This is a genomic window from Methylotuvimicrobium buryatense (assembly GCF_005931095.1).
Lineage (GTDB): Bacteria > Pseudomonadota > Gammaproteobacteria > Methylococcales > Methylomonadaceae > Methylotuvimicrobium > Methylotuvimicrobium buryatense.
The window spans coordinates 4,861,952-4,887,028 of record NZ_CP035467.1; the positions used below are offsets into that span (position 1 = coordinate 4,861,952).

Annotated in this window: 21 protein-coding genes; 2 read left to right on the forward strand and 19 right to left on the reverse strand. The window is 51.0% G+C overall.

Features of this window, described 5'->3' with window-relative positions; genetic code table 11:
• Positions 1–119: 119 nt before the first annotated feature.
• The 17 genes from EQU24_RS21565 to hxlA (EQU24_RS23165) all read right to left on the reverse strand — a co-directional run bounded on the left by EQU24_RS21565 (position 120) and on the right by hxlA (EQU24_RS23165) (position 21,548).
• The gene (locus EQU24_RS21565) at positions 120–1,106 is read right to left on the reverse strand and encodes a transaldolase (RefSeq protein WP_017841577.1); all 987 of its coding nucleotides are present in this window, start codon (positions 1,104–1,106) and stop codon (positions 120–122) included.
• A gap of 731 nt (positions 1,107–1,837) precedes the next feature.
• Positions 1,838–2,509 (reverse strand): hypothetical protein, encoded by a 672-nt coding sequence (locus tag EQU24_RS21570; RefSeq protein ID WP_026130265.1) that lies wholly within the window; start codon positions 2,507–2,509, stop codon positions 1,838–1,840.
• A 103-nt stretch (positions 2,510–2,612) separates the two neighbouring features.
• A complete protein-coding gene (tkt, locus tag EQU24_RS21575; RefSeq protein ID WP_017841573.1) occupies positions 2,613–4,625 on the reverse strand; it encodes a transketolase in 2,013 nt (670 codons plus the stop codon).
• A gap of 171 nt (positions 4,626–4,796) precedes the next feature.
• Positions 4,797–5,330 (reverse strand): 6-phospho-3-hexuloisomerase, encoded by a 534-nt coding sequence (gene hxlB / locus EQU24_RS23130; RefSeq protein ID WP_017841572.1) that lies wholly within the window; start codon positions 5,328–5,330, stop codon positions 4,797–4,799.
• 3 nt (positions 5,331–5,333) lie between these two features.
• On the reverse strand, positions 5,334–5,981 hold the full coding sequence (hxlA, locus tag EQU24_RS23135) for a 3-hexulose-6-phosphate synthase (protein WP_017841571.1): 648 nt from the start codon (positions 5,979–5,981) through the stop codon (positions 5,334–5,336).
• A 304-nt stretch (positions 5,982–6,285) separates the two neighbouring features.
• Positions 6,286–7,644 carry a hypothetical protein gene (locus EQU24_RS21585; RefSeq protein ID WP_017841574.1) on the reverse strand — a complete coding sequence of 453 codons (1,359 nt, stop codon included), beginning with the start codon at positions 7,642–7,644 and terminating at the stop codon, positions 6,286–6,288.
• A gap of 157 nt (positions 7,645–7,801) precedes the next feature.
• Complete coding sequence (tkt, locus tag EQU24_RS21590; RefSeq protein WP_017841573.1) at positions 7,802–9,814, reverse strand: transketolase; 2,013 nt, start codon at positions 9,812–9,814, stop codon at positions 7,802–7,804.
• A gap of 171 nt (positions 9,815–9,985) precedes the next feature.
• The gene (gene hxlB, locus EQU24_RS23140; protein WP_017841572.1) at positions 9,986–10,519 is read right to left on the reverse strand and encodes a 6-phospho-3-hexuloisomerase; all 534 of its coding nucleotides are present in this window, start codon (positions 10,517–10,519) and stop codon (positions 9,986–9,988) included.
• Positions 10,520–10,522: 3 nt separating this feature from the next.
• A complete protein-coding gene (hxlA, locus tag EQU24_RS23145; RefSeq protein ID WP_017841571.1) occupies positions 10,523–11,170 on the reverse strand; it encodes a 3-hexulose-6-phosphate synthase in 648 nt (215 codons plus the stop codon).
• A gap of 304 nt (positions 11,171–11,474) precedes the next feature.
• Entirely contained in the window at positions 11,475–12,833 is a 1,359-nt protein-coding gene (locus tag EQU24_RS21600) for a hypothetical protein (protein WP_017841574.1), read from the reverse strand.
• Positions 12,834–12,990: 157 nt separating this feature from the next.
• Positions 12,991–15,003, reverse strand: a complete 2,013-nt coding sequence (gene tkt / locus EQU24_RS21605) for a transketolase (protein WP_017841573.1) — start codon at positions 15,001–15,003, stop codon at positions 12,991–12,993.
• A 171-nt stretch (positions 15,004–15,174) separates the two neighbouring features.
• Complete coding sequence (hxlB, locus tag EQU24_RS23150) at positions 15,175–15,708, reverse strand: 6-phospho-3-hexuloisomerase (RefSeq protein ID WP_017841572.1); 534 nt, start codon at positions 15,706–15,708, stop codon at positions 15,175–15,177.
• 3 nt (positions 15,709–15,711) lie between these two features.
• Positions 15,712–16,359 (reverse strand): 3-hexulose-6-phosphate synthase, encoded by a 648-nt coding sequence (hxlA, locus tag EQU24_RS23155; protein ID WP_017841571.1) that lies wholly within the window; start codon positions 16,357–16,359, stop codon positions 15,712–15,714.
• 304 nt (positions 16,360–16,663) lie between these two features.
• A complete protein-coding gene (locus EQU24_RS21615) occupies positions 16,664–18,022 on the reverse strand; it encodes a hypothetical protein (protein ID WP_017841574.1) in 1,359 nt (452 codons plus the stop codon).
• Between the two features lie 157 nt (positions 18,023–18,179).
• The gene (gene tkt / locus EQU24_RS21620; protein ID WP_017841573.1) at positions 18,180–20,192 is read right to left on the reverse strand and encodes a transketolase; all 2,013 of its coding nucleotides are present in this window, start codon (positions 20,190–20,192) and stop codon (positions 18,180–18,182) included.
• Between the two features lie 171 nt (positions 20,193–20,363).
• Positions 20,364–20,897: a 6-phospho-3-hexuloisomerase gene (gene hxlB / locus EQU24_RS23160; RefSeq protein ID WP_017841572.1), complete on the reverse strand. Its 534-nt coding sequence runs from the start codon at positions 20,895–20,897 to the stop codon at positions 20,364–20,366.
• A gap of 3 nt (positions 20,898–20,900) precedes the next feature.
• Positions 20,901–21,548, reverse strand: coding sequence for a 3-hexulose-6-phosphate synthase (gene hxlA, locus EQU24_RS23165; RefSeq protein ID WP_017841571.1), 648 nt, complete (start codon positions 21,546–21,548; stop codon positions 20,901–20,903).
• A 355-nt stretch (positions 21,549–21,903) separates the two neighbouring features.
• On the opposite strand from hxlA (EQU24_RS23165), the gene EQU24_RS21630 reads away from it, so the two are divergent.
• Together EQU24_RS21630 and dhaK are read left to right on the forward strand one after the other, a co-directional pair.
• Complete coding sequence (locus EQU24_RS21630; protein WP_017841570.1) at positions 21,904–22,722, forward strand: HAD-IIA family hydrolase; 819 nt, start codon at positions 21,904–21,906, stop codon at positions 22,720–22,722.
• An 83-nt stretch (positions 22,723–22,805) separates the two neighbouring features.
• The gene (gene dhaK, locus EQU24_RS21635) at positions 22,806–23,795 is read left to right on the forward strand and encodes a dihydroxyacetone kinase subunit DhaK (RefSeq protein ID WP_017841569.1); all 990 of its coding nucleotides are present in this window, start codon (positions 22,806–22,808) and stop codon (positions 23,793–23,795) included.
• Between the two features lie 79 nt (positions 23,796–23,874).
• Here the strand turns inward: dhaK and dhaL are convergent, their stop codons facing one another.
• Positions 23,875–24,504: a dihydroxyacetone kinase subunit DhaL gene (gene dhaL, locus EQU24_RS21640; RefSeq protein WP_017841568.1), complete on the reverse strand. Its 630-nt coding sequence runs from the start codon at positions 24,502–24,504 to the stop codon at positions 23,875–23,877.
• A gap of 74 nt (positions 24,505–24,578) precedes the next feature.
• Positions 24,579–24,992 carry a hypothetical protein gene (locus tag EQU24_RS21645; protein WP_138767255.1) on the reverse strand — a complete coding sequence of 138 codons (414 nt, stop codon included), beginning with the start codon at positions 24,990–24,992 and terminating at the stop codon, positions 24,579–24,581.
• Between the last annotated feature and the right edge of the window lie 85 nt (positions 24,993–25,077).

The following is a 25,077-nucleotide window of genomic DNA, read 5'->3' on the forward strand; positions in this document are numbered from 1 at the left end:
TATATCAAAAAACAAACCCGTTTTCGCGACAACTGCACAAAAACGGGAAAATGTATTTACGGATAAAATTTTATCATTTCATGCGGCCCATCCCTTGTGCCGCCATGCCGAAACGTATCTTATCCCTCTAAGGACGCCAAACGCTCAGCCAACAGTGTTTCCAAGGTTTCGAGCGCTTTAGTGAAACCATCGATACCTTCGGATAATTTTTCCGTCGCCATTCTGTTATCTGCATGCATGCGATCGAAAGTTGCTTTATCGACAGTGATTTTCTCAATCGCTTGTCCAGCAGCTTTGGCAGGGTCGAGTTTACGTGGCAAATCGCCTTCGGTAGATTGCAATTCTCCTAGCAGCGAAGGCGAGATAGTCAATAAATCACAACCGGCTAATTCGGTAATCTCGCCAATGTTACGGAAACTTGCGCCCATAACTTCAGTTTTATAACCGAATTTTTTGTAGTAGTTGTAAACATCAGTGACCGAAATGACGCCCGGATCTTCTGCCGGTTCGTAAGAATCGCGTCCGGTGTCTTTTTTATACCAGTCCAGAATACGTCCGACGAATGGAGAAATCAGTGTAATGCCCGCTTCGGCGCAAGCAATCGCTTGATGCAATCCGAATAATAAAGTCAGATTACAATGAATGCCTTCTTTTTCGAGAACTTCCGCTGCTTTAATGCCTTCCCATGTCGATGCGATTTTGATCAGAATTCGATCTTTAGAAACGCCTTTCTCTTCGTACTGAGCGATTAATTCTCGGCCTTTAGCAATCGTTGCTTCGGTATCGTATGACAGTCTGGCGTCGACTTCGGTCGAAACTCGTCCGGGAATGATGTCCAGAATTTTCAAACCGAATGAAACCGCCAAGCGGTCAAATGCCAGAGAAACGACTTCCGCTGACGAAGCGCTTTGACCTAATGTGGCTCTTGCACCTTTCAAGGTATCGTCGACGATATCTTGGTACTGAGGCATTTGAGCCGCTGCTGTAATTAACGATGGATTGGTTGTTGCATCTCTGGGCTTGAATGTTTCGATTGCCTGAAGATCGCCGGTATCTGCGACAACGACGGTCATTTCCCGAAGTTGTTCAAGTAAATTTTTTGCCATTTTGTGCACCTTTATTTGCTGTTATATAAATCTTTTGACTTCCCGGAAATAATTGCGGCCACGGCTGGATTGATCCGCGACTCATGCCGAAAAGTGAAATACTAATTCAACGTCGATATATGAAACGCTCGAATTTAATTTTGGATTTGGTCCCGAAGCCAGTCGATGACCGAGCGTGCCTTTTATGTTTTTATTATTCGATAGTATTTAATCAGCAAATTCCTATATCGGATCATCGTGATTAAAAAAGGCAGCCGATTTATCAAATTGGTTCGCCCAATATATACCTTTCGTACTTCAAATTTCGGCAGTGCCTAAGTAGGCACCGGGGTGCCTGGCAAAGGCTTTGCCTACATGGACGTATTCACGGCGTCCTTTGACGGGCCCCGGTGCCGAATTTTGATCTACGATGAGTATATTTCGTTATTGAGCAAACCGGCATTCAATATAACGATTTTTAATGCCCGGTATTTATCTCGTCCTCGTCGATAAAAGAGCCCATCTTGAGCCTACCGCTACTCTTTTCATACTGAAAAATCGAGCGACTTCTTAAGGGAAATGGGGAGTGCCTGTTGAGGACCGTTGTGAAACCATCCATCGGTGCTTGACGACATCCCCCTCCAAGCACGCCCCAAATCTCATAGCAATTAGACGTATATTCGATCAATTAGAAGTCATTTCCGGCTACAAATCTCGATTGTTTGCTCTTTATCCTTTAGTTCTCTTCGATTTTAGCCTTTAGTACGAAGATATTTTGACACGCCGGTTTCCGATTCCAATTCTTTCTTTTCCAAATATTTGTCGACCCCTGTGGTCGCAACTTTTTCTTGCACCGATGCCGCTTGTTTTTCCAAATATTTAGCGACGCCAGTCACTGCAGAGCCTTCAAGCTTGTTGAGATATCTTGCAACGCCGGTCGTTCCGCTGTTGTCTTGATAATAAGCCGAAGCACTCGCACCGGACTTGGCAACACCCGAACTTCTTCTAAATACTAGAAAACCGACAGCAGCCAATACGGCGACTAGTATCACTAGAGTGTTATCCGATTTCGCTTCTTGAGTTGCCGATTCGGCGCTCGCGACTTCAGCACTTGAACTCGTAGAAGACGAGCTTGTGTTCGCACTTGGAGTCGCCACTTTTGGCGTTGTATGCTTATACTCGCTATCTTGATAAACGACTTTTGGCTCGAAATTGGTCGCTGGATAACGGGAGTCGGGCTCTGTCGGTTTGGCAGCGACTTCAGCCTTGGCCGGCTCTTTCGCTGTATTGGCGATATAGTCGGAATCCTGATATTGAACCTTCGGTTTAAAGTCTGCTGCCGGATATTTATCTTCAGCGCCAACTATCGGACTAGATAGTAGCAAGGATGCCAAAGCACCCATGGTAATAGTATTCACTTTCACGTTGTTCCCCTTTCTGCTGTAGGAAGCTGAAAAGCCATCCGGTCACTAACGCATTTCCGAATGACTTTTCGCTCTGTGTAATGTTAATTGTTAAAGTTAATTATCAAAGCAGAGCTTCGACGTGTTTGACGACATTGTCAACGGTGAAGCCGAACTCTTTGAACAGCGCGCCGGCCGGGGCCGATTCGCCAAAACGATCCAGTCCGATTACGCAGCCGTTTGAGCCTGCGTATTTCCACCAACTGTCGGTCACGCCCGCTTCAACGACCACGCGCTTCGTGACGGCTTTCGGCAATACCGACTCACGGTAGGCTTCGTCTTGTGCATCGAATACGTTGGTCGACGGCATCGATACGACTCGAACTTTTTTACCTTTGCCGCTCAGCTCGTCCGCCGCTTTCACCGCTAATTCGACTTCCGATCCCGTTGCGATCAGGATTACGTCCGGCTGACCTTCACTGTCTTTCAGGATGTAGCCGCCTTTACCGATCGCTTCGATTTGTGCCGACGTCCGCGCGATGTGCGCTAGGTTTTGCCGTGAGAAGATCAGGCAGCTCGGACCGTCGTTTCGTTCGATCGCCGCTTTCCACGACACCGCAGATTCCACGGCATCGCACGGACGCCACACTTGCATGTTCGGAATCATCCGCAAGGTCGCGGTTTGTTCAACCGGTTGGTGGGTCGGTCCGTCTTCGCCTAAGCCGATCGAGTCGTGCGTGTATACGAAGATGGTCGGGATTTTCATCAACGCCGCCATCCGCAATGCGTTACGCGCATATTCGGAGAACATCAGGAAGGTCGCGCCGTACGGTTTGAAGCCGCCATGCAGGGTGATGCCGTTCATGATCGCCGACATGCCGAATTCACGGACGCCGTAGTAGACGTAGTTGCCGTCGTGTCCCGGTGCATTGACGTCTTTGCAGCCCGACCACAGGGTCAGGTTCGAGCCCGCCAAGTCCGCCGAGCCGCCCATCAGTTCGGGCAGTAACGGTCCGAATCCGTTCAGGGTGTTTTGCGAGGCTTTGCGGCTGGCGATGGTTTCGCCTTTCGCGTCGACCGCGGCAATGAAGGCGTTCGATTTTTCCGCCCAGTCGCTCGGCAGTTGTCCGCTCATGCGACGTTCGAATTCGGCCGCCAGTTCCGGATGCGCTGCTTGGTATTTCGCGAATTTGTCGTTCCACTCCGCTTCTTGACGCGCGCCTTTGTGTTTCGCGTCCCAGCCCGCATAGATGTCGGCAGGGATTTCGAATGGCGCATGCGGCCAGCCGATGCGTTCGCGGGTCGCCTCGATTTCGGCTTCGCCTAATGCCGCTCCGTGACATTCTTCTTTGCCTTCTTTGTTCGGCGAGCCCCAGCCAATGATGGTTTGGCAACAGATCAAAGTCGGCCGGTCGGTCACGCTGCGCGCTTCTTCCAAGGCTTTTTTGACGGCTTCAGGGTTATGGCCGTCTACTTTCGGGATGACGTGCCAGCCATAGGCTTCGAAGCGTTTCGGCGTGTCGTCCAGGAACCAGCCCGGCGTGTCGCCGTGACCGCGGACTTCGCCGTCGATCGAGATGTTGTTGTCGTCGTAGACGGCAATCAGTTTGCCCAGTTTCATCGAGCCTGCCAATGAGCAAGCTTCATGCGAGATGCCTTCCATTAAGCAGCCGTCGCCCAGGAAGGCGTAGGTGTAGTGGTCGACGATTTCGTGGCCGGGGCGGTTGAATTGGCCCGCCAGCGCGCGTTCGGCTATCGCGAAACCCACGGCATTGGTGATGCCTTGACCTAACGGTCCGGTCGTCGTTTCGACGCCCGGCGCATAGCCGTATTCCGGATGACCCGGGGTTTTCGAATGCAGTTGACGGAATTGTTTCAGTTCGTCGATCGGCAGGCCGTAGCCTGTCAGATGCAGTAACGAGTACAGCAGCATCGAGCCGTGTCCGTTGGACAGTACAAAGCGGTCTCGATTCGCCCAGCTCGGGTTAGTCGGGTTATGCTGCAGGAAGTCGTTCCACAACACCTCGGCGATATCCGCCATCCCCATCGGTGCGCCCGGGTGTCCGGAGTTGGCTTTTTGGACGGCATCCATGCTCAAAGCGCGTATGGCGTTCGCTAAGTCTCGGCGCGAAGGCATATTCTTCTCCTTTGTCAATTCGGTAAGTTACAACGGTGACTCGTTTTGGTAAAGCCTTGCGGCTCGGTCACTTCTTTTGTTGTGTTGGAATTCGGTTGGAACGAGTGACAGGGTCGCCACTCGTTCGGTTCGGCTTTCGGTTTGTTCCAGCGCGGATCGCTCCGCTTCGGCTCATTCCAGGTTCGCGTGCCGCGATCTCATTTCTTCTTCCGGAATGCCTTTCTCATGAATGATATGTGAGATGATCGCTTCCAGGAAAAACAGCGTCGATAGTTCGAACACGGTGCCCATCGGCATGCCTTTCACTTTGCCATACAGCTCCGATGTCCCAACTTGGAACACTGCATCAGCCATATCACCAATGGTCGAATCGCTTTTCGCCGAGATCAACAGGATTTTGGCGCCGATCTCTTTCGCTTTCTTGGTGAACGCGATCAATTGTTCGGTTTCGCCCGAGCCTGAGATGATGATTAACAGGTCGCCTGCCTTGATGCTCGGCGTGACGATTTCGCCAACCACGCTGACATCGTAGCCGCTATGCATTAAGCGCATCGCAAAAAACCGACCGATCAAGCCCGACCGACCCGCTCCCGATACGAACACGCGTTTCGCTTGGTCGAGTAGGTCGGTCAGTTTTTGATCATAGCTGTCGTCGGTCGCCGCTAGAATACCGGATATTTTGTCAATGATCAGTTGCTGATGCATGACTTATGCACTCGCTGCATCAACCAGTTGACGGATTTCACGGGCTGCTTCTGCCGGGGATGGCGCGCCATAAATCGCCGCACCGACCACGATGATGCTCGCGCCGCTGGCAACCACTTGTTGTACGGTCGCTTGTTTGATACCGCCGGCTACCGATACGCGTACGTTCAGGCCTAGGTCGGCAATCGCTTGTAAATCGGCAAATGGCGTTTGGCCCGCTGCTTGTGCGTCCAAGCCCGTGTGTACACCGACGATTTGTGCGCCCAGTTTCGCTGATTCGCGTGCGCATTCAACTTTGTCAGGCACGTTGATCAGGTCAACTTGAACTTCCGCATTGTGCGCGCGTGCCGCTTTGATTACACCACCGATAGTGGCCAGACCCGATACGCCCAACACGGTGCAGATGTCCGCGCCCGCTGCGTAGAACGGCGCCGCTTCGTATTCGCCGGCATCCATCGTTTTCAGATCAACCAACAACAGTTGGTCCGGGAAACGTTGTCTCAGTTCTTTCACTAAGCCAACCCCGTTGTATTTGATGCATGGGGTGCCAATCTCAAAAATATCTACATACGGTGCTACTTGCTCGGCAAGCGCAACGGTTTGTTCGAAATCCAATGAGTCCAACGCCATTTGTATTAATGGTCTTGCCATGTTTCTTCTCCGATAGGTTATTATTTTTTGTTACATATTCGTTATGCGGAGGTAACTGTAAAGTAGAAAGGGCTGAAATGTCAATGCCCAATACCTTTTAGAGACTTTGGTTCGAAAAAGCGAGAAGCAGCGCTTAAATGCTTGGAATGAGCTAATTCCATTTACGCTGTTAGGGTTTGCAAGCTTAGGCTTGCGGCTAGAGATGAAGTTTAGCCGATTATTCGGCCTCGAGGGTCGGGCTAGCCTCTATCGAGCTAACCCGACTACCCGTATATCGCTTGAAATCAATTTATTTTCGGAACTATCAACCGGCATTCCTTAAATATTTTTCGACGCCGGTCAGCTCGATAACAGGCTCTGCGGCGGTTGGCGCTACGATTTGCTTGATCATATATCTTGCAACACCGGTAATGTTACGCACCTTATTATCAGTCAATGTGTGTTTTTTCAAATACTTGGACACACCGGAAACTTTTAATGTTTCTTTACGAGATAACAAAGATTTAGCCAGATATTTATCTACACCGGTCGTCGCCGGCGCTCTCAATGCTAACAATTCTCTTTTTGTTATATATTTTTCAACCTTGGTTACTTTCGGCGCATTCAACGAAGCCAAATATTGTTTTACTAGATATCTGGCAACGCCGGTTTTAACCGGCTCGCCATGTTCTCTGGCTAATTTTTTAGCCGTATATTTTGCCACGCCGGTAACCGGCGGTTGAAGGCTATTTAAAATAGTCCGTCTAGCAACATATTTATCGACTAAAGTTCCGTCCATTTCGTTGATAGCCGCTAATTTACTTTCAATCGACTCCTCTGCCGTTTCGATCGCAGTAGCTACAGCTGCTTTTTTTTCCGCCGCTATTCGGGCTTCTTCTTCAATATATCTAGCGACAATTTTTTCCGCCGCCAATTTTTGTTCGGCTTTTTCCTGTTCATCAATGAACTTCTCAACACCGGTTAACTGAGCGGATTTTTTTGCTAACTCTATTTGTTTGGTGAGGTATTTTGTTACACCAGTCTGTGCCGGTATTTGACGAGCAGCTTGTTCTTGCTGCGTCATATATTTAGAAACTTTGGTCGTTTGCGGCAAATGAGTCGCTTCAATTTGCTGACGCAATAAATATTTGGCTACTCCTGTTGCCGGTACCTCGGCATTTTCCAAAAGATCTTGCTTAGTAACATATTTTTCGACGCCGGTTCTAACCGGCACTTTTTTTTCTTCAAACCCTTGTTTAGTCAGGTATTTGGCTACCCCAGTTACAATTTCCCGGGGTTTATCCAATATCTCGTGCCTCATTTGGTACTTAGCCACGCCGGTAACTGCCGGCTCAACCTTGGCACGCTCATTCATTTTCGTTAAATATCGAGATACTCCCGATTCGATTTCTTCCGGCAATGACTCTGGCTCTAATTTCTCGACAACAATTTCTTGAGGTTTATCAGCTTCCGGTTTTACAGCGTATTTTTCAAGATATCTTGCAACTCCCGTTACGGAAACCGTTTTTTCCGGAGTGATTTTATTCAAATATCGCTCTACTCCTGTCGGGCCTTCGGAATTTCTGACAGACACTACAACATCGCTACTCAGCTCGACCGAGTCGTCGGAAGAAAAGGTCGGCAGTATCCCTAATAAACTATTCAGCCAATTATTATTTTTCATCTGTGGACACCACATCAATACGTTGTTTTTAAGAAGCTGTTCAGCAAAACCCGCCGACGAAGCCTAATCGGTTCGCGGCTACCGAGAGGTTAAATAACCTCATGGCGCCGCAAACCATTTTGTTATCCAGACTCTGCTGGTACTAGCTAAAGATGAATCAAAGCAGAGCTTCGACGTGTTTGACGACATTGTCAACGGTGAAGCCGAACTCTTTGAACAGCGCGCCGGCCGGGGCCGATTCGCCAAAACGATCCAGTCCGATTACGCAGCCGTTTGAGCCTGCGTATTTCCACCAACTGTCGGTCACGCCCGCTTCAACGACCACGCGCTTCGTGACGGCTTTCGGCAATACCGACTCACGGTAGGCTTCGTCTTGTGCATCGAATACGTTGGTCGACGGCATCGATACGACTCGAACTTTTTTACCTTTGCCGCTCAGCTCGTCCGCCGCTTTCACCGCTAATTCGACTTCCGATCCCGTTGCGATCAGGATTACGTCCGGCTGACCTTCACTGTCTTTCAGGATGTAGCCGCCTTTACCGATCGCTTCGATTTGTGCCGACGTCCGCGCGATGTGCGCTAGGTTTTGCCGTGAGAAGATCAGGCAGCTCGGACCGTCGTTTCGTTCGATCGCCGCTTTCCACGACACCGCAGATTCCACGGCATCGCACGGACGCCACACTTGCATGTTCGGAATCATCCGCAAGGTCGCGGTTTGTTCAACCGGTTGGTGGGTCGGTCCGTCTTCGCCTAAGCCGATCGAGTCGTGCGTGTATACGAAGATGGTCGGGATTTTCATCAACGCCGCCATCCGCAATGCGTTACGCGCATATTCGGAGAACATCAGGAAGGTCGCGCCGTACGGTTTGAAGCCGCCATGCAGGGTGATGCCGTTCATGATCGCCGACATGCCGAATTCACGGACGCCGTAGTAGACGTAGTTGCCGTCGTGTCCCGGTGCATTGACGTCTTTGCAGCCCGACCACAGGGTCAGGTTCGAGCCCGCCAAGTCCGCCGAGCCGCCCATCAGTTCGGGCAGTAACGGTCCGAATCCGTTCAGGGTGTTTTGCGAGGCTTTGCGGCTGGCGATGGTTTCGCCTTTCGCGTCGACCGCGGCAATGAAGGCGTTCGATTTTTCCGCCCAGTCGCTCGGCAGTTGTCCGCTCATGCGACGTTCGAATTCGGCCGCCAGTTCCGGATGCGCTGCTTGGTATTTCGCGAATTTGTCGTTCCACTCCGCTTCTTGACGCGCGCCTTTGTGTTTCGCGTCCCAGCCCGCATAGATGTCGGCAGGGATTTCGAATGGCGCATGCGGCCAGCCGATGCGTTCGCGGGTCGCCTCGATTTCGGCTTCGCCTAATGCCGCTCCGTGACATTCTTCTTTGCCTTCTTTGTTCGGCGAGCCCCAGCCAATGATGGTTTGGCAACAGATCAAAGTCGGCCGGTCGGTCACGCTGCGCGCTTCTTCCAAGGCTTTTTTGACGGCTTCAGGGTTATGGCCGTCTACTTTCGGGATGACGTGCCAGCCATAGGCTTCGAAGCGTTTCGGCGTGTCGTCCAGGAACCAGCCCGGCGTGTCGCCGTGACCGCGGACTTCGCCGTCGATCGAGATGTTGTTGTCGTCGTAGACGGCAATCAGTTTGCCCAGTTTCATCGAGCCTGCCAATGAGCAAGCTTCATGCGAGATGCCTTCCATTAAGCAGCCGTCGCCCAGGAAGGCGTAGGTGTAGTGGTCGACGATTTCGTGGCCGGGGCGGTTGAATTGGCCCGCCAGCGCGCGTTCGGCTATCGCGAAACCCACGGCATTGGTGATGCCTTGACCTAACGGTCCGGTCGTCGTTTCGACGCCCGGCGCATAGCCGTATTCCGGATGACCCGGGGTTTTCGAATGCAGTTGACGGAATTGTTTCAGTTCGTCGATCGGCAGGCCGTAGCCTGTCAGATGCAGTAACGAGTACAGCAGCATCGAGCCGTGTCCGTTGGACAGTACAAAGCGGTCTCGATTCGCCCAGCTCGGGTTAGTCGGGTTATGCTGCAGGAAGTCGTTCCACAACACCTCGGCGATATCCGCCATCCCCATCGGTGCGCCCGGGTGTCCGGAGTTGGCTTTTTGGACGGCATCCATGCTCAAAGCGCGTATGGCGTTCGCTAAGTCTCGGCGCGAAGGCATATTCTTCTCCTTTGTCAATTCGGTAAGTTACAACGGTGACTCGTTTTGGTAAAGCCTTGCGGCTCGGTCACTTCTTTTGTTGTGTTGGAATTCGGTTGGAACGAGTGACAGGGTCGCCACTCGTTCGGTTCGGCTTTCGGTTTGTTCCAGCGCGGATCGCTCCGCTTCGGCTCATTCCAGGTTCGCGTGCCGCGATCTCATTTCTTCTTCCGGAATGCCTTTCTCATGAATGATATGTGAGATGATCGCTTCCAGGAAAAACAGCGTCGATAGTTCGAACACGGTGCCCATCGGCATGCCTTTCACTTTGCCATACAGCTCCGATGTCCCAACTTGGAACACTGCATCAGCCATATCACCAATGGTCGAATCGCTTTTCGCCGAGATCAACAGGATTTTGGCGCCGATCTCTTTCGCTTTCTTGGTGAACGCGATCAATTGTTCGGTTTCGCCCGAGCCTGAGATGATGATTAACAGGTCGCCTGCCTTGATGCTCGGCGTGACGATTTCGCCAACCACGCTGACATCGTAGCCGCTATGCATTAAGCGCATCGCAAAAAACCGACCGATCAAGCCCGACCGACCCGCTCCCGATACGAACACGCGTTTCGCTTGGTCGAGTAGGTCGGTCAGTTTTTGATCATAGCTGTCGTCGGTCGCCGCTAGAATACCGGATATTTTGTCAATGATCAGTTGCTGATGCATGACTTATGCACTCGCTGCATCAACCAGTTGACGGATTTCACGGGCTGCTTCTGCCGGGGATGGCGCGCCATAAATCGCCGCACCGACCACGATGATGCTCGCGCCGCTGGCAACCACTTGTTGTACGGTCGCTTGTTTGATACCGCCGGCTACCGATACGCGTACGTTCAGGCCTAGGTCGGCAATCGCTTGTAAATCGGCAAATGGCGTTTGGCCCGCTGCTTGTGCGTCCAAGCCCGTGTGTACACCGACGATTTGTGCGCCCAGTTTCGCTGATTCGCGTGCGCATTCAACTTTGTCAGGCACGTTGATCAGGTCAACTTGAACTTCCGCATTGTGCGCGCGTGCCGCTTTGATTACACCACCGATAGTGGCCAGACCCGATACGCCCAACACGGTGCAGATGTCCGCGCCCGCTGCGTAGAACGGCGCCGCTTCGTATTCGCCGGCATCCATCGTTTTCAGATCAACCAACAACAGTTGGTCCGGGAAACGTTGTCTCAGTTCTTTCACTAAGCCAACCCCGTTGTATTTGATGCATGGGGTGCCAATCTCAAAAATATCTACATACGGTGCTACTTGCTCGGCAAGCGCAACGGTTTGTTCGAAATCCAATGAGTCCAACGCCATTTGTATTAATGGTCTTGCCATGTTTCTTCTCCGATAGGTTATTATTTTTTGTTACATATTCGTTATGCGGAGGTAACTGTAAAGTAGAAAGGGCTGAAATGTCAATGCCCAATACCTTTTAGAGACTTTGGTTCGAAAAAGCGAGAAGCAGCGCTTAAATGCTTGGAATGAGCTAATTCCATTTACGCTGTTAGGGTTTGCAAGCTTAGGCTTGCGGCTAGAGATGAAGTTTAGCCGATTATTCGGCCTCGAGGGTCGGGCTAGCCTCTATCGAGCTAACCCGACTACCCGTATATCGCTTGAAATCAATTTATTTTCGGAACTATCAACCGGCATTCCTTAAATATTTTTCGACGCCGGTCAGCTCGATAACAGGCTCTGCGGCGGTTGGCGCTACGATTTGCTTGATCATATATCTTGCAACACCGGTAATGTTACGCACCTTATTATCAGTCAATGTGTGTTTTTTCAAATACTTGGACACACCGGAAACTTTTAATGTTTCTTTACGAGATAACAAAGATTTAGCCAGATATTTATCTACACCGGTCGTCGCCGGCGCTCTCAATGCTAACAATTCTCTTTTTGTTATATATTTTTCAACCTTGGTTACTTTCGGCGCATTCAACGAAGCCAAATATTGTTTTACTAGATATCTGGCAACGCCGGTTTTAACCGGCTCGCCATGTTCTCTGGCTAATTTTTTAGCCGTATATTTTGCCACGCCGGTAACCGGCGGTTGAAGGCTATTTAAAATAGTCCGTCTAGCAACATATTTATCGACTAAAGTTCCGTCCATTTCGTTGATAGCCGCTAATTTACTTTCAATCGACTCCTCTGCCGTTTCGATCGCAGTAGCTACAGCTGCTTTTTTTTCCGCCGCTATTCGGGCTTCTTCTTCAATATATCTAGCGACAATTTTTTCCGCCGCCAATTTTTGTTCGGCTTTTTCCTGTTCATCAATGAACTTCTCAACACCGGTTAACTGAGCGGATTTTTTTGCTAACTCTATTTGTTTGGTGAGGTATTTTGTTACACCAGTCTGTGCCGGTATTTGACGAGCAGCTTGTTCTTGCTGCGTCATATATTTAGAAACTTTGGTCGTTTGCGGCAAATGAGTCGCTTCAATTTGCTGACGCAATAAATATTTGGCTACTCCTGTTGCCGGTACCTCGGCATTTTCCAAAAGATCTTGCTTAGTAACATATTTTTCGACGCCGGTTCTAACCGGCACTTTTTTTTCTTCAAACCCTTGTTTAGTCAGGTATTTGGCTACCCCAGTTACAATTTCCCGGGGTTTATCCAATATCTCGTGCCTCATTTGGTACTTAGCCACGCCGGTAACTGCCGGCTCAACCTTGGCACGCTCATTCATTTTCGTTAAATATCGAGATACTCCCGATTCGATTTCTTCCGGCAATGACTCTGGCTCTAATTTCTCGACAACAATTTCTTGAGGTTTATCAGCTTCCGGTTTTACAGCGTATTTTTCAAGATATCTTGCAACTCCCGTTACGGAAACCGTTTTTTCCGGAGTGATTTTATTCAAATATCGCTCTACTCCTGTCGGGCCTTCGGAATTTCTGACAGACACTACAACATCGCTACTCAGCTCGACCGAGTCGTCGGAAGAAAAGGTCGGCAGTATCCCTAATAAACTATTCAGCCAATTATTATTTTTCATCTGTGGACACCACATCAATACGTTGTTTTTAAGAAGCTGTTCAGCAAAACCCGCCGACGAAGCCTAATCGGTTCGCGGCTACCGAGAGGTTAAATAACCTCATGGCGCCGCAAACCATTTTGTTATCCAGACTCTGCTGGTACTAGCTAAAGATGAATCAAAGCAGAGCTTCGACGTGTTTGACGACATTGTCAACGGTGAAGCCGAACTCTTTGAACAGCGCGCCGGCCGGGGCCGATTCGCCAAAACGATCCAGTCCGATTACGCAGCCGTTTGAGCCTGCGTATTTCCACCAACTGTCGGTCACGCCCGCTTCAACGACCACGCGCTTCGTGACGGCTTTCGGCAATACCGACTCACGGTAGGCTTCGTCTTGTGCATCGAATACGTTGGTCGACGGCATCGATACGACTCGAACTTTTTTACCTTTGCCGCTCAGCTCGTCCGCCGCTTTCACCGCTAATTCGACTTCCGATCCCGTTGCGATCAGGATTACGTCCGGCTGACCTTCACTGTCTTTCAGGATGTAGCCGCCTTTACCGATCGCTTCGATTTGTGCCGACGTCCGCGCGATGTGCGCTAGGTTTTGCCGTGAGAAGATCAGGCAGCTCGGACCGTCGTTTCGTTCGATCGCCGCTTTCCACGACACCGCAGATTCCACGGCATCGCACGGACGCCACACTTGCATGTTCGGAATCATCCGCAAGGTCGCGGTTTGTTCAACCGGTTGGTGGGTCGGTCCGTCTTCGCCTAAGCCGATCGAGTCGTGCGTGTATACGAAGATGGTCGGGATTTTCATCAACGCCGCCATCCGCAATGCGTTACGCGCATATTCGGAGAACATCAGGAAGGTCGCGCCGTACGGTTTGAAGCCGCCATGCAGGGTGATGCCGTTCATGATCGCCGACATGCCGAATTCACGGACGCCGTAGTAGACGTAGTTGCCGTCGTGTCCCGGTGCATTGACGTCTTTGCAGCCCGACCACAGGGTCAGGTTCGAGCCCGCCAAGTCCGCCGAGCCGCCCATCAGTTCGGGCAGTAACGGTCCGAATCCGTTCAGGGTGTTTTGCGAGGCTTTGCGGCTGGCGATGGTTTCGCCTTTCGCGTCGACCGCGGCAATGAAGGCGTTCGATTTTTCCGCCCAGTCGCTCGGCAGTTGTCCGCTCATGCGACGTTCGAATTCGGCCGCCAGTTCCGGATGCGCTGCTTGGTATTTCGCGAATTTGTCGTTCCACTCCGCTTCTTGACGCGCGCCTTTGTGTTTCGCGTCCCAGCCCGCATAGATGTCGGCAGGGATTTCGAATGGCGCATGCGGCCAGCCGATGCGTTCGCGGGTCGCCTCGATTTCGGCTTCGCCTAATGCCGCTCCGTGACATTCTTCTTTGCCTTCTTTGTTCGGCGAGCCCCAGCCAATGATGGTTTGGCAACAGATCAAAGTCGGCCGGTCGGTCACGCTGCGCGCTTCTTCCAAGGCTTTTTTGACGGCTTCAGGGTTATGGCCGTCTACTTTCGGGATGACGTGCCAGCCATAGGCTTCGAAGCGTTTCGGCGTGTCGTCCAGGAACCAGCCCGGCGTGTCGCCGTGACCGCGGACTTCGCCGTCGATCGAGATGTTGTTGTCGTCGTAGACGGCAATCAGTTTGCCCAGTTTCATCGAGCCTGCCAATGAGCAAGCTTCATGCGAGATGCCTTCCATTAAGCAGCCGTCGCCCAGGAAGGCGTAGGTGTAGTGGTCGACGATTTCGTGGCCGGGGCGGTTGAATTGGCCCGCCAGCGCGCGTTCGGCTATCGCGAAACCCACGGCATTGGTGATGCCTTGACCTAACGGTCCGGTCGTCGTTTCGACGCCCGGCGCATAGCCGTATTCCGGATGACCCGGGGTTTTCGAATGCAGTTGACGGAATTGTTTCAGTTCGTCGATCGGCAGGCCGTAGCCTGTCAGATGCAGTAACGAGTACAGCAGCATCGAGCCGTGTCCGTTGGACAGTACAAAGCGGTCTCGATTCGCCCAGCTCGGGTTAGTCGGGTTATGCTGCAGGAAGTCGTTCCACAACACCTCGGCGATATCCGCCATCCCCATCGGTGCGCCCGGGTGTCCGGAGTTGGCTTTTTGGACGGCATCCATGCTCAAAGCGCGTATGGCGTTCGCTAAGTCTCGGCGCGAAGGCATATTCTTCTCCTTTGTCAATTCGGTAAGTTACAACGGTGACTCGTTTTGGTAAAGCCTTGCGGCTCGGTCACTTCTTTTGTTGTGTTGGAATTCGGTTGGAACGAGTGACAGGGTCGCCACTCGTTCGGTTCGGCTTTCGGTTTGTTCCAGCGCGGATCGCTCCGCTTCGGCTCATTCCAGGTTCGCGTGCCGCGATCTCATTTCTTCTTCCGGAATGCCTTTCTCATGAATGATATGTGAGATGATCGCTTCCAGGAAAAACAGCGTCGATAGTTCGAACACGGTGCCCATCGGCATGCCTTTCACTTTGCCATACAGCTCCGATGTCCCAACTTGGAACACTGCATCAGCCATATCACCAATGGTCGAATCGCTTTTCGCCGAGATCAACAGGATTTTGGCGCCGATCTCTTTCGCTTTCTTGGTGAACGCGATCAATTGTTCGGTTTCGCCCGAGCCTGAGATGATGATTAACAGGTCGCCTGCCTTGATGCTCGGCGTGACGATTTCGCCAACCACGCTGACATCGTAGCCGCTATGCATTAAGCGCATCGCAAAAAACCGACCGATCAAGCCCGACCGACCCGCTCCCGATACGAACACGCGTTTCGCTTGGTCGAGTAGGTCGGTCAGTTTTTGATCATAGCTGTCGTCGGTCGCCGCTAGAATACCGGATATTTTGTCAATGATCAGTTGCTGATGCATGACTTATGCACTCGCTGCATCAACCAGTTGACGGATTTCACGGGCTGCTTCTGCCGGGGATGGCGCGCCATAAATCGCCGCACCGACCACGATGATGCTCGCGCCGCTGGCAACCACTTGTTGTACGGTCGCTTGTTTGATACCGCCGGCTACCGATACGCGTACGTTCAGGCCTAGGTCGGCAATCGCTTGTAAATCGGCAAATGGCGTTTGGCCCGCTGCTTGTGCGTCCAAGCCCGTGTGTACACCGACGATTTGTGCGCCCAGTTTCGCTGATTCGCGTGCGCATTCAACTTTGTCAGGCACGTTGATCAGGTCAACTTGAACTTCCGCATTGTGCGCGCGTGCCGCTTTGATTACACCACCGATAGTGGCCAGACCCGATACGCCCAACACGGTGCAGATGTCCGCGCCCGCTGCGTAGAACGGCGCCGCTTCGTATTCGCCGGCATCCATCGTTTTCAGATCAACCAACAACAGTTGGTCCGGGAAACGTTGTCTCAGTTCTTTCACTAAGCCAACCCCGTTGTATTTGATGCATGGGGTGCCAATCTCAAAAATATCTACATACGGTGCTACTTGCTCGGCAAGCGCAACGGTTTGTTCGAAATCCAATGAGTCCAACGCCATTTGTATTAATGGTCTTGCCATGTTTCTTCTCCGATAGGTTATTATTTTTTGTTACATATTCGTTATGCGGAGGTAACTGTAAAGTAGAAAGGGCTGAAATGTCAATGCCCAATACCTTTTAGAGACTTTGGTTCGAAAAAGCGAGAAGCAGCGCTTAAATGCTTGGAATGAGCTAATTCCATTTACGCTGTTAGGGTTTGCAAGCTTAGGCTTGCGGCTAGAGATGAAGTTTAGCCGATTATTCGGCCTCGAGGGTCGGGCTAGCCTCTATCGAGCTAACCCGACTACCCGTATATCGCTTGAAATCAATTTATTTTCGGAACTATCAACCGGCATTCCTTAAATATTTTTCGACGCCGGTCAGCTCGATAACAGGCTCTGCGGCGGTTGGCGCTACGATTTGCTTGATCATATATCTTGCAACACCGGTAATGTTACGCACCTTATTATCAGTCAATGTGTGTTTTTTCAAATACTTGGACACACCGGAAACTTTTAATGTTTCTTTACGAGATAACAAAGATTTAGCCAGATATTTATCTACACCGGTCGTCGCCGGCGCTCTCAATGCTAACAATTCTCTTTTTGTTATATATTTTTCAACCTTGGTTACTTTCGGCGCATTCAACGAAGCCAAATATTGTTTTACTAGATATCTGGCAACGCCGGTTTTAACCGGCTCGCCATGTTCTCTGGCTAATTTTTTAGCCGTATATTTTGCCACGCCGGTAACCGGCGGTTGAAGGCTATTTAAAATAGTCCGTCTAGCAACATATTTATCGACTAAAGTTCCGTCCATTTCGTTGATAGCCGCTAATTTACTTTCAATCGACTCCTCTGCCGTTTCGATCGCAGTAGCTACAGCTGCTTTTTTTTCCGCCGCTATTCGGGCTTCTTCTTCAATATATCTAGCGACAATTTTTTCCGCCGCCAATTTTTGTTCGGCTTTTTCCTGTTCATCAATGAACTTCTCAACACCGGTTAACTGAGCGGATTTTTTTGCTAACTCTATTTGTTTGGTGAGGTATTTTGTTACACCAGTCTGTGCCGGTATTTGACGAGCAGCTTGTTCTTGCTGCGTCATATATTTAGAAACTTTGGTCGTTTGCGGCAAATGAGTCGCTTCAATTTGCTGACGCAATAAATATTTGGCTACTCCTGTTGCCGGTACCTCGGCATTTTCCAAAAGATCTTGCTTAGTAACATATTTTTCGACGCCGGTTCTAACCGGCACTTTTTTTTCTTCAAACCCTTGTTTAGTCAGGTATTTGGCTACCCCAGTTACAATTTCCCGGGGTTTATCCAATATCTCGTGCCTCATTTGGTACTTAGCCACGCCGGTAACTGCCGGCTCAACCTTGGCACGCTCATTCATTTTCGTTAAATATCGAGATACTCCCGATTCGATTTCTTCCGGCAATGACTCTGGCTCTAATTTCTCGACAACAATTTCTTGAGGTTTATCAGCTTCCGGTTTTACAGCGTATTTTTCAAGATATCTTGCAACTCCCGTTACGGAAACCGTTTTTTCCGGAGTGATTTTATTCAAATATCGCTCTACTCCTGTCGGGCCTTCGGAATTTCTGACAGACACTACAACATCGCTACTCAGCTCGACCGAGTCGTCGGAAGAAAAGGTCGGCAGTATCCCTAATAAACTATTCAGCCAATTATTATTTTTCATCTGTGGACACCACATCAATACGTTGTTTTTAAGAAGCTGTTCAGCAAAACCCGCCGACGAAGCCTAATCGGTTCGCGGCTACCGAGAGGTTAAATAACCTCATGGCGCCGCAAACCATTTTGTTATCCAGACTCTGCTGGTACTAGCTAAAGATGAATCAAAGCAGAGCTTCGACGTGTTTGACGACATTGTCAACGGTGAAGCCGAACTCTTTGAACAGCGCGCCGGCCGGGGCCGATTCGCCAAAACGATCCAGTCCGATTACGCAGCCGTTTGAGCCTGCGTATTTCCACCAACTGTCGGTCACGCCCGCTTCAACGACCACGCGCTTCGTGACGGCTTTCGGCAATACCGACTCACGGTAGGCTTCGTCTTGTGCATCGAATACGTTGGTCGACGGCATCGATACGACTCGAACTTTTTTACCTTTGCCGCTCAGCTCGTCCGCCGCTTTCACCGCTAATTCGACTTCCGATCCCGTTGCGATCAGGATTACGTCCGGCTGACCTTCACTGTCTTTCAGGATGTAGCCGCCTTTACCGATCGCTTCGATTTGTGCCGACGTCCGCGCGATGTGCGCTAGGTTTTGCCGTGAGAAGATCAGGCAGCTCGGACCGTCGTTTCGTTCGATCGCCGCTTTCCACGACACCGCAGATTCCACGGCATCGCACGGACGCCACACTTGCATGTTCGGAATCATCCGCAAGGTCGCGGTTTGTTCAACCGGTTGGTGGGTCGGTCCGTCTTCGCCTAAGCCGATCGAGTCGTGCGTGTATACGAAGATGGTCGGGATTTTCATCAACGCCGCCATCCGCAATGCGTTACGCGCATATTCGGAGAACATCAGGAAGGTCGCGCCGTACGGTTTGAAGCCGCCATGCAGGGTGATGCCGTTCATGATCGCCGACATGCCGAATTCACGGACGCCGTAGTAGACGTAGTTGCCGTCGTGTCCCGGTGCATTGACGTCTTTGCAGCCCGACCACAGGGTCAGGTTCGAGCCCGCCAAGTCCGCCGAGCCGCCCATCAGTTCGGGCAGTAACGGTCCGAATCCGTTCAGGGTGTTTTGCGAGGCTTTGCGGCTGGCGATGGTTTCGCCTTTCGCGTCGACCGCGGCAATGAAGGCGTTCGATTTTTCCGCCCAGTCGCTCGGCAGTTGTCCGCTCATGCGACGTTCGAATTCGGCCGCCAGTTCCGGATGCGCTGCTTGGTATTTCGCGAATTTGTCGTTCCACTCCGCTTCTTGACGCGCGCCTTTGTGTTTCGCGTCCCAGCCCGCATAGATGTCGGCAGGGATTTCGAATGGCGCATGCGGCCAGCCGATGCGTTCGCGGGTCGCCTCGATTTCGGCTTCGCCTAATGCCGCTCCGTGACATTCTTCTTTGCCTTCTTTGTTCGGCGAGCCCCAGCCAATGATGGTTTGGCAACAGATCAAAGTCGGCCGGTCGGTCACGCTGCGCGCTTCTTCCAAGGCTTTTTTGACGGCTTCAGGGTTATGGCCGTCTACTTTCGGGATGACGTGCCAGCCATAGGCTTCGAAGCGTTTCGGCGTGTCGTCCAGGAACCAGCCCGGCGTGTCGCCGTGACCGCGGACTTCGCCGTCGATCGAGATGTTGTTGTCGTCGTAGACGGCAATCAGTTTGCCCAGTTTCATCGAGCCTGCCAATGAGCAAGCTTCATGCGAGATGCCTTCCATTAAGCAGCCGTCGCCCAGGAAGGCGTAGGTGTAGTGGTCGACGATTTCGTGGCCGGGGCGGTTGAATTGGCCCGCCAGCGCGCGTTCGGCTATCGCGAAACCCACGGCATTGGTGATGCCTTGACCTAACGGTCCGGTCGTCGTTTCGACGCCCGGCGCATAGCCGTATTCCGGATGACCCGGGGTTTTCGAATGCAGTTGACGGAATTGTTTCAGTTCGTCGATCGGCAGGCCGTAGCCTGTCAGATGCAGTAACGAGTACAGCAGCATCGAGCCGTGTCCGTTGGACAGTACAAAGCGGTCTCGATTCGCCCAGCTCGGGTTAGTCGGGTTATGCTGCAGGAAGTCGTTCCACAACACCTCGGCGATATCCGCCATCCCCATCGGTGCGCCCGGGTGTCCGGAGTTGGCTTTTTGGACGGCATCCATGCTCAAAGCGCGTATGGCGTTCGCTAAGTCTCGGCGCGAAGGCATATTCTTCTCCTTTGTCAATTCGGTAAGTTACAACGGTGACTCGTTTTGGTAAAGCCTTGCGGCTCGGTCACTTCTTTTGTTGTGTTGGAATTCGGTTGGAACGAGTGACAGGGTCGCCACTCGTTCGGTTCGGCTTTCGGTTTGTTCCAGCGCGGATCGCTCCGCTTCGGCTCATTCCAGGTTCGCGTGCCGCGATCTCATTTCTTCTTCCGGAATGCCTTTCTCATGAATGATATGTGAGATGATCGCTTCCAGGAAAAACAGCGTCGATAGTTCGAACACGGTGCCCATCGGCATGCCTTTCACTTTGCCATACAGCTCCGATGTCCCAACTTGGAACACTGCATCAGCCATATCACCAATGGTCGAATCGCTTTTCGCCGAGATCAACAGGATTTTGGCGCCGATCTCTTTCGCTTTCTTGGTGAACGCGATCAATTGTTCGGTTTCGCCCGAGCCTGAGATGATGATTAACAGGTCGCCTGCCTTGATGCTCGGCGTGACGATTTCGCCAACCACGCTGACATCGTAGCCGCTATGCATTAAGCGCATCGCAAAAAACCGACCGATCAAGCCCGACCGACCCGCTCCCGATACGAACACGCGTTTCGCTTGGTCGAGTAGGTCGGTCAGTTTTTGATCATAGCTGTCGTCGGTCGCCGCTAGAATACCGGATATTTTGTCAATGATCAGTTGCTGATGCATGACTTATGCACTCGCTGCATCAACCAGTTGACGGATTTCACGGGCTGCTTCTGCCGGGGATGGCGCGCCATAAATCGCCGCACCGACCACGATGATGCTCGCGCCGCTGGCAACCACTTGTTGTACGGTCGCTTGTTTGATACCGCCGGCTACCGATACGCGTACGTTCAGGCCTAGGTCGGCAATCGCTTGTAAATCGGCAAATGGCGTTTGGCCCGCTGCTTGTGCGTCCAAGCCCGTGTGTACACCGACGATTTGTGCGCCCAGTTTCGCTGATTCGCGTGCGCATTCAACTTTGTCAGGCACGTTGATCAGGTCAACTTGAACTTCCGCATTGTGCGCGCGTGCCGCTTTGATTACACCACCGATAGTGGCCAGACCCGATACGCCCAACACGGTGCAGATGTCCGCGCCCGCTGCGTAGAACGGCGCCGCTTCGTATTCGCCGGCATCCATCGTTTTCAGATCAACCAACAACAGTTGGTCCGGGAAACGTTGTCTCAGTTCTTTCACTAAGCCAACCCCGTTGTATTTGATGCATGGGGTGCCAATCTCAAAAATATCTACATACGGTGCTACTTGCTCGGCAAGCGCAACGGTTTGTTCGAAATCCAATGAGTCCAACGCCATTTGTATTAATGGTCTTGCCATGTTTCTTCTCCGATAGTTACGGTTTATTGTTGTTTAATGAAAAAATCATAATTAACGATCAGGCCCTACACCACCATAATTCCCTTTATAAAGCGGAAAATTGGTACCTAAATCGACTTTAATCGAGTCTATTTTTTACCCTGAACGACGAACTCTAACCAGAATGCGAGCGGTTGTCAATTTCGCGGAATCAAAGAGCACCAGCTCTACACTACAAGCGGATGCTAAAAGTTATGCACGAAACAATTACTTGAATCAAACTTGCTCTTTGCTAACGCCTCAATGTACCTTAGGGTTTCAAGCGTTCGGTCTCCTTCTTTTTCATTCATCAACCTAACCTAAAAAGCTACAAATTATGATACCTTTTTCCGATATTCAAGCGCTGATCGTCGATATGGATGGCGTTTTATGGCATGGCTCCCAACCGCTTCCGGGGCTTATTGATTTTTTTGAGACATTGCGCGCTAAGCATTTACGTTTCATTTTAGCGACTAACAACGCAACACTTACTGCTGAACAATATGTCTCAAAATTAGCCGGAATGGGTGTATTCATAAGCGCCGAACAAATACTGACGTCCGCGATGGCTACCGCCTCTTATTTATCGCGGGAGGTCGACCCGACCACCAGTCGCATTTTCGTAATTGGCGAAGAGGGAGCACGCGCGCCGCTTCTCGATCATGGATTTACTTTAACCGACACTTTCGATCCGGTTAATACTCAAGCAAATGCCAACATCGTGGTCTGCGGACTGGATCGAACGCTCACCTGGCAAAAATTGGCCAATGCGACTTACACACTCCATGCCGGCGCAAAATTCATCGGCACCAATGCCGATACTTCATTACCGACCGAGCAGGGCATGACGATCGGCAATGGCGCCATTTTAGCGGCCTTACAAGCCGCGACCGGTGTTAAGCCGATTACCATCGGCAAACCGGAACCGATCATGTACCAACAAGCCATGGCCTTGCTTGGTACCGATATGAACAAAACGATTGCAATCGGCGACCGGCTCGATACCGATATCCTCGGCGCTGTGCGCGCCGATATCCGCAGTTTAATGGTACTGACCGGCGTGTCTTCCGAAGACGATTTAAAATTATCCGATTTCCAGCCTACCTGGGTCATGCCGGACATCAGGGCGATTACCCAGGCCTTGCAAAAAACTTAATCATCCTATGGGCAGTCAGTCGATTTGCCAGGCATCGTACCAAGGTCTACCCTTTATCAAATTATTACGTAGGAGTACCGAACATGAAAAAATTCATCAATAGCGTCGACACTCTGCTTAACGAAAGCTTGTCCGGCTTTGCCATGGCTCATGCCGATATCGTCCGTTTCAATGAAGAACCCCATTTCATCAGCCGCCAAGCACCGACACAATCCGGTAAAGTCGCGCTCATTTCCGGCGGCGGTTCCGGCCATGAACCTTTGCATTCGGGCTTTGTCGGTCACGGCATGCTCGATGCGGCATGCCCCGGGCAAATATTTACTTCGCCAACACCGAATCAAATGATGGCTGCAGCGCAAGCCGTCGAAAACGGAGGCGGTGTTTTATTTATTGTTAAAAACTATGCGGGCGATGTTATGAATTTCGAAATGGCCGCCGAAATGATCGATTGCTCGAATGCGACTGTTTTCGTTAACGATGACGTTTCCCTGCCGAAAAACCACAGCACAGGACGGAGGGGGGTCGCCGGAACACTGATTGTCGAAAAAGTTGTCGGCGCGGCCGCCGAAAACGGCAAAGACTTAGCTGCCTGTAAAGCCATAGGTGAAAGAGTGAACGAAGCAACCGCGTCGATGGGGGTTGCAATGACGAGCTGCACCGTGCCGGCGCTTGGCAAACCGACTTTTATCCTCAATGATGATGAAATTGAAATGGGCGTCGGTATTCACGGCGAAAGAGGGCGCGAAACGATACCGATCAAATCCGCTACGGAGATCGTCGAACAACTGTCGACAGCGATTGAAGAGGAATTGAAACCCAAAAAAAATCAACCCGCACTGTTACATATCAACGGTTTTGGAGCGACACCGCTCATCGAGTTACATTTGATTTATAATTTAGCGGCCCAGTTTTGGCAAAAACGCGGCGTGGATATCCGGCGCTCACTGGTCGGCAACTACACGACTTCACTCGACATGGCCGGCTGTTCCATCACATTAAGTTTGCTTGATGAGGACCTATTGAAGCTTTGGGATGCGCCTGTCCATACCGCCGCGTTACGCTGGGGCATGTAAAGGTTAGGAATAGACACAAAATAACTTCTACAAAGATTACGCATTGAGGCGGTTGTCTAAGTTATTTCATGCTCGCCCCTTACTTTGGCAACACTGAAACAATCGCGCAAATCATTAGTTGCGCGGTTTTCGCTCCGGCGTCGATATGCCCTCGCGTGCGTTCGCCCAAAAACGATGCTCGGCCCTTTGTCGCCACCATGTCGCGGGTCGATTCCATACCCTGATTAGCGGTAGCACATACCTGCTTTAAAATTTCCGGCAATGCAGTCGAATTTGCTTCCGCTTGTTTCAGGCAATCGGCTACCGGCATATAAACATCGAGCATCGTTTTCTCGCCGGCATCAGCCTTGCCTCTCCGCTTAACCGCTTCGACACCTTGCGCGAAAGCTTCGGCGAAAGTCGAAACGCTCAACTCTTGCCCCTTAGCCGCTTTGCTCATTGCGATGAATAGCGTTCCGTAAAGAGACCCCGATGCACCTCCGATCGCCGACATCGATACCATGCCGATGTTCTGCAAAGCATCGGCCCAATCGAGAGCCGATATTTCCCCTTCTTTTGCTTTTAAGGCCTTAATACCGCGTTGTAAATTCGTGACATGATCGCCGTCGCCAATCGCTTGATCCAATTCGGTAACTGATTCTGAATTTTGCTTGATGATGGCATCCACGGCATCAATCATTGCCGGAAATAATTTAGGAAATAAGGACATGGCGAACTCCTTGACAAAGTGTTGAAGGCTCGAGCATAGCCTTCAACACGCCGATCTGTCCAGTACTGGTTAAATCAACTCAATGTCAACATTACCGCAAATGAACCGCCCAAAGCGATACTGCATACCACTTTCGATTTTTTAATCATTGGCGATGTTTGCCAAGTATTTTGCAATTGAGCTTTTTGCTCGAAGCACCAAGCAGGAACGGTTTCTTTGGCCTGGCGCCACAAATCGACGATATAGTTAAAAATGACCAACGCCATGATTGCGCCAATGCCCAACATCAAATAAAACACGATAATCTCGGTGGTTCTTGGATCGGTATCAAATGTCAATGAGATGATTTCATCCAACATAAATTCCACGAAAACATAGATGTGTTTAACGACCCATACCACCGCATGGATCAATTCCAACGGCATTTTAACGCTCAACAACATAATAGAAAAAAAGATCAACAAGTTGATTGTGCTGAATGTTTTCATATCGATTTTAACTCCTGATTGAACGTAATGGACTTCGGCCAAAACCGCCAAAAGCCTTGCGACCAGACAGAAAAGGATAATTGGT